Source organism: Flavobacteriales bacterium, from assembly GCA_016699575.1.
GTDB lineage: Bacteria > Bacteroidota > Bacteroidia > Flavobacteriales_F > PHOS-HE28 > PHOS-HE28.
In genome coordinates this window covers 1,460,367-1,477,508 of record CP064979.1, presented here as the reverse complement: position 1 = coordinate 1,477,508, position 17,142 = coordinate 1,460,367, and the positions used below count along the sequence as shown (strand labels likewise).

Genomic DNA, 17,142 nt, shown 5'->3' with positions numbered 1-17,142 from the left:
AACACGCTCCTTGCCCGAGCGCGTTTGTAACGCGCTCGCACGGCTAGCGCGTCCGTGGCGCTCACTTCACCACTTCATCCACCACACGTCCCGTGCACGCATCCGTAAGGCTCATGCCCACAATGGCACTGATGGTGGGCACGATGTCCGTGATGTGCGTGCGGCGCAGCACTTCTGTATGTTGCACGCCTGCACCATAGAACAGAATGGGCACATGCGTGTCGTAGGTCCACGGGCTCCCGTGCGTGGTGCCGTGGCCATTGCTCCATTCTTCCAATTCGAAGTGGCCCGGCCGCATGACGAAGAGGACATCGCCTGAGCGCTGCGGCATGAAGCCGTTGCGGACCCAGGTGGTCAGGTCGTCGCCGTCAGGAGCTGCCGTTCGTAGGTCAGAGGAGGTCCACGCACGATAGACGCCCGGGTCTTTCATCAGCTGACCGACCATCATTCGGTCCTGTTGGATGTAAGCCCCGGTCAGTGTGTGCTGAAGGGGGATGGCGCGCTTGACCACGAAGACCTGACCTTCCCATACGGCCAAGGAATCTTCGTTCGAGCGGTACCAGTAGTTGAGGCTATCGGCCAATTGCGTTTGATCCACATACCCAGCACTACCCCTCAGGTCCTTCAAGTACTGCGGCACGTCCACCGCGCCATGGTCGGCGGTGAGGAACACGGTGTACTGCCCTGCACCCACTGACTTGTCCAGCTCATCAAGCAGCCGCTTCAGTTCGCGGTCCAGCCGGATGTACATGTCTTCCACTTCCACCGCACGCGGCCCCATGCGGTGGCCCAGGATGTCGGTGCTGCTGTAACTGATGGCTAGCAGATCGGTGATGGCATCGGCGCCCATCTGCTCACCCTTGAGCGCAGCCAGGGCCATGTCCGTGGTGATGGTGTTGCCCCATGGCGTGTAGCTGATGAGGTCGAGGCCCGCGCCGGCTTTGCGCAATGAATCAAGGTTCAGCGGTAATGAAGGACGAACGCCACGGTAAAGCGGTATCTCGTACGGGTTGTCGTCGGGCAGCACTTGATGGTAGCGTTCCACCGGCAGTGCGAGCGACCATGTCTGCGCGAGGTATTGCTCGGCGGGTTTCTTCCCGTTGAAGTCGATGACCCATTGCGGTAACTGCTTCATGTACCACGTGCTGGTGATGAAACTGCCTTCGGTTCCGTACATCCAATAGGCAGCATCGCCCGTGCGACCGATGGGCAGTATGCTGCTGCGGTCCTTCAGTGCCACGCCGATGGTCTTGCTGCGGCGTTCGGTGCGGCGTTCGAGCTCGTCGGCCAAGGTTGTGCTGAGCAATTGAACGGGACTGCGGTGCGCGTTGCCGGGTGCGGTGCCCACGGCGTTGGCATCCATGTCCATGGTGCAGTAGATCGTCTTGCGCGTGGTGCGGTCATACCGGTCGTTGGCCACAATGCCGTGGTGGCTCGGCGTGGTGCCGGTGTAGATGCTGGCATGGCCCGGACCTGTTACGGTGGGCATGTAGTTGTAGTGCGCATCCCTCAGGAACGCACCGTCGCCGATCAAGCGCTTGAAGCCGCCATCACCGAAGTTGTCCCAGTAGCGGTAGATGTAGTCGGTGCGCATCTGGTCCACCACGATGCCCACCACCAGCTTGGGCGGGTGTTGCCAGGAGGGTTGTTGCGCGGGGAGGGTGAAGGAGAGAAAGAAGGAAAAGGTGGCAAGGAAGGATGCGCTTTTCATGATGCCTTGGCGATGAGGTGGAGAATGAGCATGCAGGCGGATACCGAGACGATGACATTGAGCCAAGCCACGAACGCAAGGCCTTCGCGCATGAGCTGGATCGTTTCCAAACTGAACGCACTGAACGTGCTGAAGCCACCGCAGAACCCAACCGCCAATAAGGCCCACCACATCTCTTTGCCTTCAGCGTTCACCTGCCAACGCCACACCAACAAACCGATGATGAGCGTGGCCAACACGTTGCTCAACAGTGTAGCCCATGGGAAAGCGGCACCAGCGAACCAACGCCCAACGAGCAACGACATCGCATAGCGCGCCAGACTTCCCGCGCCGCCGCCGATGAAGATGGCCAACCAGTTGTTCATTCCGCGTAGCGCCCGTGCGCCCAGCGAAAGATGCGGAAGAAGACGAAGCCGATGAGTGAGCCGTACAGTGCACCCACCAACACGTCGCCGGGATAGTGCGCGCCGAGGTAGATGCGACTGTAGCTCACGTAAGCTGCCCAAATGAGCAGGACAGGTGTTGCCCAGCGCGGAACACGCTGAAGGACACCCGCTACGAACACGGCGATGGCAAAGTGGTTGGTGGCGTGGCTGCTGATGAACCCGAAGCGACCGCCGCATTCTGTGCCGGCCATATGAATGAGCCCTGACAAGTCGGCTGCATGACAAGGACGCAAGCGTTGTACGGTGTTCTTGAACAGCACCACACTGCCGGTGTCGGCGGCCAGTATCATCAGTGCTATGCAAACCGTACCGATGCCGAGCCCATTCCAGCCCCAGCGACGTTGAAGGAGGAACAGGAAGAAGGCGTACAGCGGGAACCATACCAGCATGTTGCTCCCCGCGCGCATCAACGGGTCGAGCCATGGATAGGCGCCGCCGTTCAGTGCGAGGAAAAGATCACGATCGAGCCGTGAAAGGGTTTCCAGCATATGCCCTCTTGTCCGTTCCTCTTGCGTTGCGTAGCCGTTGCGTCGTCGCGCCCTTGCGGTCCAATTGCATTCACCCTTGCAGTTGGTCCCAGAGCCTGTCCTTCAGGTCGTCGATGCCTTTGCCGGTAACACTGCTGATGAACACCGTTTCGACCTTGGGCAACTGCTTGCGCACTTCCTTCCGCAATGCGGTCGTCAGTTCTTCGTCGAGCATGTCGCACTTGGTGATGGCCAGCAGCCGGTCTTTGTGCAACAGTTCGGGACTGTATTCCTTCAGTTCGTTCAGCAGGACATTGTAGTCCTTCTTGATGTCCTTCGTATCGGCAGGCACCATGAAGAGCAACGCGCTGTTGCGTTCGATGTGGCGGAGGAAACGCAGGCCAAGCCCCTTGCCCTCGCTGGCACCTTCAATGATGCCGGGTATATCGGCCATGACGAAGCTCTTGCCATTGCGCGCGGCGACGATGCCGAGGTTGGGCACCAACGTGGTGAAGGCGTAGTCGGCGATCTTGGGCTTGGCCGCACTGACCACACTGAGCAAGGTGCTCTTGCCTGCGTTGGGGAAACCGACAAGTCCCACATCGGCGAGCACCTTCAACTCCAGCGCCATCCATTTCTCCTGGCCTGGTTCACCGGGTTGGGCAAAGCGCGGTGCTTGTCGTGTGGCTGTCTTGAAATGCTGATTGCCTTGACCGCCACGCCCGCCGGGCAACAGGATATGCTCCTGTCCGTGCTCGGTCACTTCACAGACGATCTCGTTCGTGTCGGCATCCTTTGCCACGGTGCCCAGCGGGACTTCAATGATGGTGTCCTTCCCTTGGCGGCCGCTGGCTTGGTTGCTCATGCCGCCTTGGCCGTCCTCCGCGATCGCGTGCTTCGTGTAGCGCAGGTGCAGCAATGTCCACAATTGGTTGTTGCCGCGCATGATCACGTGGCCACCGCGACCGCCGTCACCACCATCGGGCCCACCCTTGGGCATGTACTTCTCGCGGCGCATGTGCTTGCTGCCCGCTCCGCCCTTTCCGCTGCGGCACATCACCCGGATGTGGTCTATGAAGTTGGCTTCGCCGCTCATTCCATGTGCTCATGTGTCCATGTGGTCATGTGCTCATGGTCGCATGGCAACATGGTCACATGTTCGTATCAGCCGATCGCTTTCACTAGGCGTTGAGTGATCTCTTCCACAGACCCAAGTCCGTCAATGCCTTTGAATTTGCCTTGCGCGGTGTAGTAGTCCTTCAGGGGTGCGGTCTTGCTTTCGTACTCGCGGATCCGGTTGCGGATCACGCTCTCGTCCTTGTCGTCCGCGCGGCCACTGGTGGCACCGCGACCGATCAACCGCTTCACGAGTTCTGCCTCGGGCACTTCCAAGGCGAGCATCATCGTGATGGGATTGCCGTTGGGTTCAAGCAGCGCATCCAGCGCTTCCGCCTGCGCTTTGGTGCGCGGGAAGCCGTCGAAGATGAAGCCCTTGGCGTCGCCGTTCGCGTCGATCTTGTTGCGGATCATGCCGATGACGATGTCGTCGCTCACCAGTTCACCCTGGCTCATGATGCCCTGCGCGCGCAGTCCCAGCTCTGTTTCAGCCGCGATCTCGGCGCGCAAGAGATCGCCCGTGCTGAGATGAACCAAGCCGTATCGCTCGATCAGGAAGGTGCTCTGCGTTCCCTTCCCCGCGCCGGGCGGACCGAAAAGGACGATGTTCAGTTTCTTGCTCATCACGGTTCCGTTATGCGATGAATGCCGCGCAGGTTGCGGCCAAGTCCATCGTGGTCGAGGCCACTGCCCACCACGAACGCGTTGGGTATCCGCAGGGCCACGTGCTCAATGGCGATGTTCTTCTTGTAGGCGTCCGGCTTGAAGAGCAGGGCCGCAACGCTGATGCTGGCCGGATGGTGCTCGCTCAGCGACCGCATGATGTGCTCCACCGTGCCGCCGGTATCGACGATGTCCTCAAGAACGACAACGTGGCGGCCTTCCACCCGTTCGGTGAGGCCGATCAGTTGCGTCACCGTTCCGCTGCTGCTGGTGCCATGGTAGCTGGCCACTTTCACGAAGCTGATCTCGCACTCGATGTCGAGGCGCTTCATCAGTTCAGCAGCGAAGAAGAAAGCCCCGTTGAGCACGCCCAAAAAGAGCGGGCGCTTGTCCTTGTACTTCGCGGCGATCTCAACCGCCAGCTTGTCCACGGCGGCGTTCACCTCGGCCTCGCTGATGAAGGGCTCGAAGAACTTATCGTGCAGTTGAACGCGGGCCATGCTCTTTTGGAGCGGCCGAAAGTAGTTACCGTGGCGGGAGGGCGAGACCAACCGCAACGGCGCAACGAACGCAACGGTTCCGTCACGTTCAGTCGTGGCGAGCTTGGCGCTGCGTTCGTTGCGCCGTTGCGGGGGAAACTCAACCAAGGTCCACCTTCACCACATCGCCCTCCAGGCGTGCAGGGTAGGTCTTCAGCGGCGTGCTCGCCGGACCGGTCACAACCGTGCCGCTCATGCTGAAGCGGCTACCGTGCCAGCTGCACTTCAGATCGGTGCCGTCCACGTTCACCGGGCCACCCTTGTGTGTACAGCGCTTCACCAGCGCTTTGTAGCTACCATCGGGCTGTTTGGCAATGATCAGATCGTCGCCAACGGCTTTGCTCTTGATCACTGTGAACGCGGCACCGCCGAACTGGGTGAGCGGGATATCGATGGTGCGACTACCCGCCGCTGGTTCGTACGAAACGCTTTTGCTTCCTCCGCAGCTTTCAAGTGAAGCGATAGCGGGCACAGCGGCCAAAGCAGCACAAGCGCGGCAACTGTCGAGGATGAATTTGCGGCGGTCCATGGTCAGAGGTTGTTGGGTTGATCGTTGCCAAGCTAAGGAACGCGGTGGATTAGAGTTTGACCCAGCGGGCTCTTGCGCGAAAGCCCTCGCCGAGCGCTTCCACGGTATAGAGCCCCGGAGGTTGGTCGCTCATGTCAATGGTTGTTGGTCCGAAGGTCTGGTCAATGCGGACGACGGCACCACGGGCATCGCGCACAGTAAGTTGTACTTCTTGGTTGTTGAGCAGTGCGATGCGCACAACACCATGGCTTGGATTCGGATGGATGCTCAACATTCCAAACGAGCCCTCTTCAACACCTTCTTCCCAAGCAAGGCCCCACCAATCACCCCTCCTGGTCAGTGTGCTGTCTATGCCAGTGCCGAAGAACTCCAGCAGGTAGCCACCACCAGCAAGCTGCCCTGCTCCACTGACCGCGACGAGACCTTTGCGCGTCCAAGGAAATGGATCACTGGGGCTCCATGCGTTCCCATTGAAGTGGAACCCGAAATTGCGGAAGACGCCGCCATTGGTAACGCCGAACATGTACTGCAAGCCCCCGGACAAGCCCCCCCAGAATGCCGCTCCACCGTACCTCGCTTCCGGCAGGTCCTGTATCGGCGACCAAGCATCAAGCCCGGGGTCGTATTGCCAACAATCCGCCAAGGGTGTCCAAAGACTGTCCGCTCCACCTAGGACATAACCGTATTCTGTCCCGAAAAGAACCCCAGCACCTGCTGCTCTGTGCCGCGGTATACCAGGCAGGGTAGCCTTCTGTGTCCATTGGTCAAGGGCCGCATCATAGTGCCATAGCTCATTGGTCGTTGTTCCATCGTCCCTGATGCCGCACGCTATGTAGCCTGCAAGGGGGGAGGTGCATGCATAACGCCCGGATCCAGGCAACGATGCACGTTGCTCCCATGTGTTGAGGCTTGGTATGAACGCCCAAAGTTCATTCACTGCTCCGGCAGTATCCAAACCACCGAACACGTAGCCCGTGTCGCCCAAGCTGAATCCAGTTGCGTATTGCCTCGGTGACGCGGGCAGCGCAGCTATGGGCTGCCATTGTTCAGTATTGTACGAGTAGGAGTACCAATCACTCTCAAGCACCCAGCCAACACCGAGGCCTGAACCCACATACGCGACCTGACCGACGACAAACGCCGCCGCATCGTCTCTTGTCGTCCCGGGAAAATCGGCAAGCTGCTGCCATGGCTGGGCAAAGCCGTGCGTGCCCATCAATGCCAGCGGAACCACCAATGCACGCATGCCCCGAAACTAAGCGCCTCTACTTCCGTTCAGCACCGAGCTGTTGACCGTTCGTGCCATCGTGCCCGGCCGGGCGGACGCTACGGTGGTTGCTTGCGTCACTTTTTCCGAATGCAGCCCTGTTCCATTTGCGGCAATGCCGACGGCAACCGTGTGCACGAAGCGACCGAGCGCATGCTGGGCTTCGGTGGGCGTTTCCACTACTTGGAGTGCGGCGCTTGCGGATGCCTTCAACTGCTCGATCCGCCTTCGGACCTCGGGCGCTATTACCCCAAGGACTATTACAGCTTCAACCCGGGTCACTCCACCGGGCCAGTATCGGCAATAAAGGATGCGGTGGCCCGGCGCGCGATCAACTATCGCATGACCGGTCGTGGGCTGCTCGGTCGTTGGGTTGTTGGGCGCACTGGTGCGTTCGCTTGGATGCGGAGCGATGCCTGGCGCTGGAATGCGCGGATCTTGGACATCGGCTGCGGCAATGGTTCCTTGCTGCGCGACCTTCACCGGTATGGCTTCCGCCATTTGACCGGGGCCGATCCCTTCATCGCTGCGGACATCGCATTCGCTCCGGGATGCATCATTCGCAGAACCGATGTGCAGGGCATCACAGGTCCTTTCGACCTCGTGATGTTGAACCATGCGTTCGAACACATGCCCGATCCATTGGCCACACTGAAGCGGATAAGGGAGTTGCTTGCGCCGGGTGGCCATGCTATGATCCGGATACCGGTGGCCGGCTCATGGGCATGGGAGCATTATGGCACCAATTGGGTGCAACTGGATGCTCCACGCCACTTCTTTCTACATACCGACCGCAGCATGAGAAGGCTGGTCGAGGCAGCCGATCTGGCGTGGGTAGCCGCAATCAACGACTCGTCGGAGTTCCAGTTCACCGGGAGCGAGACCTACCTGAAGGGATTACGGCTGGGTGACGGGAGGCTCCGGTTCACGGAACGCGAACTACGACGCTTCAAACAACGCGCAGCTGTGCTGAACAAAGAAGGCCGGGGTGATACGAGCACCTATTATCTGTGTCGTCCGATGAACGGGTGACCGATCGGTCCGACACCGGTCCAACGCAGTATGTCGATACGGATCGGACTTCCGTCGGGCCACGCTGAAGGGCTGACTGCCGTCTACCCTCGCCCGCCAGCGGTCTCTCTATCTTGGCGCCCCTTTTCAACAAGCTGTTGATAACGTCGCTAACCCAATGATGCCGGGCTGTCCGTCCTTCCTGCGAACCGCCTTTGCCGCTGTTGGGGCGGTTGTTCTGGTGGCGCAGGCCGACGCCCAGACCTTTTTGATCAGTGATGGGCCATCGATCAGCTCGTGCTCAGGGAACCTCTATGACAGTGGTGGAAGCGGTGGTGATTACTCGAACAACGAGGACTACACCACCACTCTTTGTCCCAGCGGTGGACCGAACAGCGGGTTGCCCAGTTCCGTAACGTTCATCTCCTGGAACGTACAACTGTTGGGCATCTTCGACCAGTTGGTCATCCATGACGGGGCCACCACCGGCGCCCCGGTCTTGGCTACCGGCAACGGGCTTGTTTCTCTCACCGGACAAACCATTACAGCCACGAACCCCGGCGGCTGTCTCACCTTCCACTGGACCAGTGATGGATTGTTCGCCGCCGCAGGCTGGAACGCCTCCATCAACACCGCACCGGAGGCGGGCTCGAATGGCTCGACCACGGTTTGCAGCTCAAGTGCGAGCTTCAGCCTTTTCAATCTTCTTGGAGGCACCCCGGATGCGGGTGGATCCTGGACTGCTCCCGGAGGCGGCGCACACAGCGGAACCTACAACCCCGCTTTGGACGGACCCGGTGTGTTCACCTACACCGTGGACGGAGGGACGGCATGTGCCGATGCCAGCGCCACGGTAACGGTGGGGGAGAACCAAGCGGTGAGCGCGGGAACGAACGGCTCGGTGAGCGTGTGCAGCAACGAACTGCCTTTCGCATTGTTCGGGCTGCTGGGAGGTAGCCCGAACAACACGGGCACCTGGACCGGTCCGGGCGGGGGAGCGGTCAGCGGCACTTACACTCCTGGCACGAGCACCCCGGGTGTTTATACGTACACGGTCGTAGGCTTGCCGCCATGCCCCAATGCCACGGCAACGGTAACCGTTTCGGAAACGGCCGCTCCGAATGCAGGAACCAACGCGAGCATTACGGTTTGCAGCAACGGTGCCGCCTTCAATATGCGCTTGCAACTCGGCGGCAATCCCCAGACCGGCGGCACATGGACGCGTCCGAACGGAACGGCGCATGTGGGACAGAATTTCAATCCAGCTTCGGACCCGGCTGGTGCGTGGACATACACGGTCACAGGTTCAGGGCCCTGTGCCAATGCCACCGCAACGCTGACGATCACTGTTCGCCAAGCACCGAGCGCGGGCACCAACGGTACTGTGACGGTTTGCAGCACGGATGCCCAGTTCGCATTGATCGATGAACTGGGCGGTACTCCTGACGTCAATGGAACATGGACCGCCCCGGGCGGCACTGCGTTCGGCGGCACGTTCAACCCCGGGGTGCACGTGGGTGGTGCATACACCTACACGGTGCCAGGCCAAGCACCATGTGCGGCTGCGGTGAGCACGGTGACCGTTACCGTGAACCAAGCTCCGAACGCGGGCGGCAACGTGAGCATCAGTAAGTGCAGCAACGACGCGACCTTCAGTTTGTTCAATACGCTTTCAGGCAGTCCGCAGGCAGGTGGATCATGGAGCGGGCCAAGCGCCACCACTGGCAATTTCAATCCGGCCACGATGCTGCCCGGCGTGTATACGTACACGGTCAACGGAACCGCCCCGTGTGCTCCCGCCAGTGCCTCGGTGACCGTTAGCGTAAGCACCGCCCCCGACGCTGGGGGCAATGCAACCGTGAACGTGTGCAGCAACGGCGCAGCCTTCAGCCTGTTCGACGCACTCACCGGAGACCCTGACAACAACGGTACATGGACCGGACCCGGTGCTGTACCGCATGGCAGCACGTTCGACCCGTCCATTGATGCGGCCGGTCTGTACACGTACACCGTACCTGGCGTGGCCCCGTGCGCCAATGACCAAGCGACAGTGACCGTGAACGTGACTGCCACGCCGAATGCAGGCGCGAGCGCAACTCTCACGGTTTGCAGCGATGATGGCGTAACGCCGTTGCTGCCACTGCTGGGGCCCAATGCACAAACAGGAGGTAGTTGGGTTCGGCCCAACGGCACCAACCACCCTTCGGGCAGCTACGACCCCGCGAACGTTAACCACCCGGCCGGTGTTTACACGTACACCGTGGAGGGCACGGGGCCTTGCGCCGACGCGCAAGCCACTGTGACGGTGACCGAGAACCAGGCACCTCGTGCCGGTACGGACGGCACCATTACCGTTTGCAGCACCGGGTCTTCGTTCAGTTTGTTGAGCGTGCTTGGCAACGGCCCGAACGGGAACGGAACATGGACCGCCCCCGGTGGTGGTGCGAGCAACGGCACCTTCGTTCCTGGGACCAGCACCGCAGGCCAATACCGTTACGTGGTGATTGGGCTTGCGCCGTGCGACAATGACACGGCCTTCGCGACGGTGAACGTGGTGCAACCGCCCAACCCCGGAACGAACGGTGCAGTGACCGTGTGCAGCAATGCCGCAGCTTTCCCGCTGATCGCTCACTTGGGCGGTGGCCCACAACCAGGAGGAGCATGGCGGAACCCGAACAACCAGATCGTTGCGAGCGGCAACTACACGCCGGGCACGAGCGTTCCGGGCATTTATACATACACCGTGACCGGGACCGCGCCGTGCGCCAACGATTTCGCCACGGTGACGGTGACACAGGTGCAAGCGCCCAACGCAGGGAGCAACGATTCGCGCACGGTGTGCAGCAACATGCCACCGGTGAACCTCTTCCAGGAACTGAACGGCAACCCGCAACCTGGTGGCACGTGGAGCGGACCGGGAGGTGCGCACAACGGCACGTTCGTACCGGGCACCGATCCGGCGGGCGCCTACGTGTACACGGTTGCCGGCACGGCGCCGTGCACCAGCGCAACCGCCACGGTGACGATGAACGTACAGACGGCGCCGAATGCCGGCGGTGACGGTGATATCACGGTGTGTGAGGACGTCACCTTCGTGGATCTCTTTACCGCTATTGTTGGTGCATACGACGCCGGGGGAACTTGGGTAGATCTCGACAACACCAACCAGCTTTCGGGCAGTGTGCTCAACACCGGAGCGCTGAGCCCGGGCAACTACGATTTCCGTTACGAGGTGGCGGGAGCGGGCATGTGCCCTGATGATCATGCGGACATTGAGGTGACCGTGGTCCAACAGTTGAACGCGGGCAATGACGGGGTGGATAACGCTTGTAGTACAGAGGCGGCGGTCGATCTCTTCGATGCATTGAGCGGCGTGGCACAACCAGGTGGAACGTGGACCCAATTGAGCGGTACTCCAGCGCTCAATGGTGGCTTCTTCAACGCGTCGATCAACGGGGCAGGAACGTTCCAATTCCGGTACAAGTTGGTGGGGTCCGCTACCTGCCCGGCCGACAGCAGCACCGTAACAGTGAACGTCACGTTGGGGCCAAACGCCGGAACGAACGGCGCTTTGAGCATTTGTAGCAACAGTGCACCGCAATCGCTCTTCAACCTCCTTGGCAATTCGCCGGGTGCCGGTGGGGCGTGGAACGGCCCGGGGGGCAACATGAACGGCATCTACGACCCGGCCGTCAATGTCTCAGGCACCTACACCTACACCCTGCAAGGCTCACCGCCATGCCAGGCCGACCAGGCTACCGTACTTGTATCGGAGACGGCCGCTCCGAACGCCGGGCAGAGCAATGCCATCACCATCTGCAGCAATGCCGCGCCCTTCAGCATGCGCGATTCGCTCAACGGGTCTCCCGCCACGAACGGCACGTGGGTGGGGCCGGGCGGGTCGTCCGTCGGCAACACGTTCGTTCCAGGGGTGAGCGCACAGGGAGCCTATACCTACACCGTTCCCGGTACTGCGCCATGCGGCAACGTCTCCACGACCCTAACCATCACCATCAGCAATGCACCCTTCGCCGGGAACGATGCCAGCTACACCACGTGCAGCAGCGCATCGCCCTTCGTAATGGTGAGCCTGCTCGGCGGCAACGCGCAGCTCGGCGGAACATGGACAGCACCGGGCGGTGGTGCTTTCAGCGGGATCTATGACCCTTCGATCCACGATCCCGGCGTTTACACATACACCGTTCCGGGCCTGGCCCCGTGCGGTAGCGATCAGAGTACCCTGGAGATCTTCGAGAACGAGGCATCCGATGCCGGTGGCTCCAACGCTGTAACCGTGTGCAGCAATGGTGGTAGTGTGAACCTGTTCGACTCACTGGGAGGAACACCGGATGCGAACGGCACATGGACCGCACCGGGAGGCGGCGCCTTCAGTGGGACTTTCGTGCCGAGCCAGAACCCTGCTGGCACCTACACCTACACGGTGCCGGGCCAAACGCCGTGCTCGGCGGATGTGAGCACCATCGACGTGGAATTGAACACAGCGCCGAACGCGGGCATCGGCAGCAGCACGGTCATTTGCAGCGACCAGCAGTCGTTCCTGCTCACCGATCTTATTACAGGCGAACAACCAGGGGGCACGTGGACCGCGCCCGGCGGAGGCAACTTCAACGGGTTGTTCATCCCGGGCTCAAGCACCCCGGGCACTTATACCTACACGTTGACCGGCGCGCAACCTTGTGCAGCGGCGACCAGTACCGTGACGGTGAACGTGAACCCTGCTCCGAACGCAGGACAGGACGGCACGCTCACGGTGTGCAGTACCAGTGGTTCGGTGAACCTGCTCACCGTGTTGACCGGTGAACAGGGAGGGGGGACATGGACACGCCCCGGCGGGACCCCGCACAGCGGCATCCTTCTGCCGGGCAGCAATCCCAGTGGGGTCTATACCTATACTGTACCTGGGCTGGCCCCGTGCACCGCGGATGTGAGCATCGTCACTGTTACGATCAACCCGGCCCCCAACGCCGGTATCAACAACGACACCACCATCTGCGACAACGGCGCCCCGTTCGTGCTGTTCGGTCTCTTGAACGGAACCCCGACCAGTGGCGGCACCTGGACCGACCCGAGCAGCGACGTGAACCCCGGCATCTACATCCCCGGGCCGAACGCTGAGCCCGGAGTGTACATGTACACGGTGACTGGTCTTGCGCCTTGTGCTGCCGCACAGGCTACGGTTACCATCATCCAGTACGCCGCTCCGGATGCGGGCACCGACAACACGATCACCATCTGCAGCGACGAACCGGCTTTCCAGATGACCGACGAGCTCATTGGCGATCCGGACAACGGTGGGGCATGGACCGCACCAGGTGGTGGTGGTGCCAGCGGGACTTACCAGCCGGGCGTATCACCGGCCGGTGCGTACACGTACTTCATCGACGGCTCCACCCCGTGCCCGGATGATCAAAGCACGCTGACGATCATTGAGAACACCGCGCCCAATGCCGGCATCAGCAGCGCGGTGCTCGTGTGCAGCAATGAACCGGCTTTCCTGCTCATCGATCGGTTGGCCGGAACACCGATGCAGGGCGGCACTTGGTCGGGCGGTACTAACGGCCTGTTCATTCCAGGGACCACACCTGCCGGAACATACACCTACACGGTGAACGGTGTCTTCCCTTGCGGTACGGCCCAGGCTAGCGTGCAGGTGACCGAGATACCTGCCGCCAACGCTGGTGCCGACGGGGCGCTGACCGCCTGTGTGGATGATCCGAGCATCGACCTCTTCAGCGGCCTCGGCGGAACGCCACAGCTGGGAGGCGCCTGGACCGATGACGACAATACCGGGCAATTGAACAATGGGGTCTTCGATGCTTCAGGAATAGCGCCTGGCAATTATCAGTTCACCTACACCGTGGCCGGTGCAGGGCCTTGTGCGGATGATGTTTCGGTAGTGACCGTTGAGATCGTGAACGCCCTGAACGCTGGGAACAACAGCACAGCCGATGTGTGTGACAGCGAAACGAACGTGAACCTGATAGCTCTGCTGAACGGCAATCCGCAAGCAGGCGGCGTATGGCTGGACCTGGACAACACCGGTGCGCTCATCAACGGAGTGTTCAACGCCGTGCAGGCCGGACAAGGCACATATGCCTTCCGCTACCGGTTGGGTCTCGGCTCGTTGTGCGCGGCCGATAGTGCTGACTTGACCGTTACGGTGGTGGATGGGCCCAACGCAGGCAACGATGATGCTGTTCAATTGTGCGGCAGCGGTGGTTCATACAACCTCAACCAAGGTCTGGGCCCCGGTGCTGATGGCAACGGCCAGTGGTACACACCATCGCTGGTCCCGCATGCTCCTTCATTGGATCCTGCCGTGGACCCTGCCGGAGAGTGGATCTATGTGGTTCCTGCCGTAGGTGGTTGTGTTGCGGACACGTCCACCACCACCGTGGGCATCAGTACCGCGCCCAATGCAGGTGCTCCGGGCAGCATTACCGTTTGCGATGATGCCGCTCCCTTCGCGTTGACCACGGTGCTTGTCGGCGAGGATGCTGGTGGCTCTTGGCTGGGCCCGGGCAGCGTGCCGCACAGCGGCGTGTACAACCCTGCGATCGATGCCCCGGGCATCTATGTGTACACCGTGACCGGTCAGGTTCCGTGCGCACCAGCCGTGAGCACCGTTACGGTGACGGAGAACCAAGCTCCCAATTCAGGAAGCAACGGTTCAACGAACACATGCACGAACGCTGCGCCGTTCTCATTGGTCACCGTCCTCACCGGTAACCCGAACAGCGGTGGCCAATGGTTCGGTCCGGACGGCTTATCGCATTCGGCCACCTTCGATCCAGCGGTGGACACCACAGGCACTTACACCTATGTCACGATCGGTTCGGCGCCGTGCGTCAATGACACGGCAACCGTGTTCGTGCAGAACACCAGCGCACCCGATGCCGGCGATGACGCAACCGTGGACGCCTGTCAGAGCGAGATCTGCGTGGACCTGCTGGACGCGCTCCTCGGAACCCCTGATGCGACCGGCGTTTGGGAAGACCTCAGCGCGACCGGTGCGATTAGCGGCAACTGCTTCAATGCAACCCAAGTGGCGCTCGGACAGTACGTGTTCCGTTACGTGGTGCCATCTGCCGGGATCTGCGCCCCGGACACGAACTACGTCTTCGTGAACGTCGTCATCGGCGCCAATCCCGGGGTCGGTGACACGCTCACCGTGTGTGGCGGGCTTACAGCCTTCGACCTGTTCCCGACGCTCACCGGCGATCCCGATGCCGGCGGTGTTTGGGCCGATGTCTTCGGTACGGGGACGCTGACCGGCAGCCAGGTGAACGTGAGCGAACTGCCCCCTGGCGGGCCTTATCCCTTCTCCTACACGGTGACCAGTACAGCGTGCGGTGATGTTTCCACGTTGGTGCACATTTCCCCGACCTCCGGTTTCCCTGATCCCGGCGGTGATAGCAGCATCGTGGTGTGCACGACGGGCGCCGTGTTCGCGATGGCCGATCTCCTCGCCGGCTCACCGATGAACGGTGGGGTTTGGACAGCACCCGGTGGTGGCAACAGCAATGGCAACTTCAACCCCGCGGTGGACCCGGCCGGTGACTATACCTACACCATCGCAGGCACTGCGCCTTGCGCGGACAGCAGCGCAACGCTCACCATCGTGGTGAACCAACTGCCCGACGCTGGCACCAACGGCCAGTTGCTCACATGCGATAGCGCGACAGCTTTGATCCTCTTCGCTGGGCTCAACGGCACGCCGCAGATCGGCGGAACGTGGAATGACGTGGACAACACCGGCGGCTTGAGCGGAGGAACCTTCGATGCAACAGGGGTTGTGCCCGGCGAATACGATTTCCTCTACACGGTCGATGTGGAAGCCTGCGGTAGCGATAACGCCACTGTGAAGGTCACCGTTGTCGATGGCGTTGAGGTGATCAGTGTAGTGACGGAGTGCAACGAGGAGGAACGGACGTACACGGTCAGCTTCACCATCACCAACGGTGATCCGGCCAGCTACGTGGTCGAGGGCGTGGAAGGAACCATAAGTGCAGGTCCGCCATACGTTTTCACCAGTGCGCCTATCATCAACAGTGCGGATTACGCCATCACGGTCGATGACCAGTTCGGTTGCGGCGCGAAGTCCATCAGTGGTGGCTCACCGTGCGAATACCAAGACGATGTTTTCGTACCGGAGTCGTTCTCGCCCAATGGCGACGACATCAATGAACAGTTCACCATACCGGGCATTGAAGGATTCCCGCGCAACACCATCGTCATCTTCAACCGGTGGGGCAACGAAGTGTACCAGGCCACCGGCTACGACAATGACAACATTGTTTGGGACGGCACCAGCAACAGCGCCGCGATACCGGGCGACTTGCCGGCAGGCACCTACTACTACATCCTTGAACTCACACCCGGTGCGGAAGCGCTGCGGGGTTTTGTCTACTTGAACCGATGAGGATGCGCGCAACCCCGACAGTGCCACGTTCGAAGGCGTTCGTGTGCGGTATGTTGCTCGCTGCGGGCTGTGCGTTGAACACGGCATCCGCCCAACAGGACCCGCTCTTCAGCCAGTACATGTTCAACACGTTGGCGTTCAACCCGGGCTACGCGGGCAGTGGCGATGTGCTGACGGCGATGGTGCTCTCGCGCCATCAATGGACCGGGTTCAACGGTGCCCCGAGCACGCAGACACTCGCGGTGCATGCTCCGCTGGGGAAGCAGAGCCTGGCCATCGGTTTCAGTGTCATCAACGACAAGGCCGGACCGGTTTCACAAACCGGTGCGTACATCGATCTGGCCTACCGCATCCGTACCGGAGCTAAGTCGCGGTTGGCGTTCGGCCTGAAGGGTGGCGGGAACCTGTTCCAAGCCGAGCTCGCCGGGCTCAGCACCGTGGAGAACGACCCCAGCAACCAGAACCTTGGTGGTCAGTTCCTGCCCAACTTCGGGTTCGGCATCTACTGGCACACGCCGCGCGCATATGTAGGCCTGAGCGCGCCCAAGCTGTTAACCAATGAACTGAACACTACCGCCGCACAAGTGGTGACCACCGCGAGCGAAGCACGCCACTATTTCGTGGTGGCCGGTGCCGTGCTCGACCTCGGCACGGAGCTGAAGTTCAAGCCGAGCATCATGGCACGCGCCGTGGAAGGTGCTCCTCTTTCGTTCGATGTGAACGCCAACTTCCTGCTGCGCGAGCGCGTGTGGTTCGGTGCCATGTACCGCCTAGGCGACTCGTTCGGGCTCATGGCCCAATACCTGCTCACGCAGCAACTGCGCATGGGCTATGCCTTCGACCTCACAACCTCCGCCCTGGGCGCCTACAACAGTGGTACGCACGAGCTGATGATCAGCTACGATTTCCGCTACGCCAAAGGCCGCACCATCACCCCACGTTACTTCTGA

Annotated in this window: 11 protein-coding genes; 3 read left to right on the top strand and 8 right to left on the bottom strand. The window is 61.1% G+C overall.

Annotated features, from left to right (window positions below; translation table 11 throughout):
- Positions 1-61: 61 nt before the first annotated feature.
- From IPJ76_06075 to IPJ76_06040, 8 genes are all read right to left on the bottom strand, one after another.
- Positions 62-1,711: an alkaline phosphatase family protein gene (locus IPJ76_06075; GenBank protein ID QQR87788.1), complete on the bottom strand. Its 1,650-nt coding sequence runs from the start codon at positions 1,709-1,711 to the stop codon at positions 62-64.
- Positions 1,708-2,076 carry a fluoride efflux transporter CrcB gene (gene crcB / locus IPJ76_06070; GenBank protein ID QQR87787.1) on the bottom strand — a complete coding sequence of 123 codons (369 nt, stop codon included), beginning with the start codon at positions 2,074-2,076 and terminating at the stop codon, positions 1,708-1,710. Before crcB ends, IPJ76_06075 begins: the two co-directional genes overlap by 4 nt.
- Positions 2,073-2,645: a phosphatase PAP2 family protein gene (locus IPJ76_06065; GenBank protein ID QQR87786.1), complete on the bottom strand. Its 573-nt coding sequence runs from the start codon at positions 2,643-2,645 to the stop codon at positions 2,073-2,075. The genes crcB and IPJ76_06065 overlap by 4 nt, the downstream gene beginning before the upstream one ends.
- A 70-nt stretch (positions 2,646-2,715) precedes the next feature.
- A complete protein-coding gene (obgE, locus tag IPJ76_06060) occupies positions 2,716-3,720 on the bottom strand; it encodes a GTPase ObgE (GenBank protein QQR87785.1) in 1,005 nt (334 codons plus the stop codon).
- A gap of 68 nt (positions 3,721-3,788) precedes the next feature.
- Entirely contained in the window at positions 3,789-4,364 is a 576-nt protein-coding gene (locus IPJ76_06055; protein QQR87784.1) for an adenylate kinase, read from the bottom strand.
- On the bottom strand, positions 4,364-4,903 hold the full coding sequence (locus tag IPJ76_06050) for a hypoxanthine phosphoribosyltransferase (protein QQR87783.1): 540 nt from the start codon (positions 4,901-4,903) through the stop codon (positions 4,364-4,366). Before IPJ76_06050 ends, IPJ76_06055 begins: the two co-directional genes overlap by 1 nt.
- A 139-nt stretch (positions 4,904-5,042) precedes the next feature.
- Positions 5,043-5,471: a Rieske (2Fe-2S) protein gene (locus tag IPJ76_06045; GenBank protein ID QQR87782.1), complete on the bottom strand. Its 429-nt coding sequence runs from the start codon at positions 5,469-5,471 to the stop codon at positions 5,043-5,045.
- A gap of 49 nt (positions 5,472-5,520) precedes the next feature.
- Complete coding sequence (locus IPJ76_06040; protein ID QQR87781.1) at positions 5,521-6,717, bottom strand: T9SS type A sorting domain-containing protein; 1,197 nt, start codon at positions 6,715-6,717, stop codon at positions 5,521-5,523.
- Between the two features lie 111 nt (positions 6,718-6,828).
- On the opposite strand from IPJ76_06040, the gene IPJ76_06035 reads away from it, so the two are divergent.
- The 3 genes from IPJ76_06035 (at position 6,829) to IPJ76_06025 (ending at position 17,142) form a co-directional block, all read left to right on the top strand.
- Positions 6,829-7,770, top strand: a complete 942-nt coding sequence (locus IPJ76_06035; protein ID QQR87780.1) for a class I SAM-dependent methyltransferase — start codon at positions 6,829-6,831, stop codon at positions 7,768-7,770.
- Between the two features lie 157 nt (positions 7,771-7,927).
- On the top strand, positions 7,928-16,192 hold the full coding sequence (locus tag IPJ76_06030; protein QQR87779.1) for a gliding motility-associated C-terminal domain-containing protein: 8,265 nt from the start codon (positions 7,928-7,930) through the stop codon (positions 16,190-16,192).
- A complete protein-coding gene (locus IPJ76_06025) occupies positions 16,189-17,142 on the top strand; it encodes a type IX secretion system membrane protein PorP/SprF (GenBank protein QQR87778.1) in 954 nt (317 codons plus the stop codon). Before IPJ76_06030 ends, IPJ76_06025 begins: the two co-directional genes overlap by 4 nt.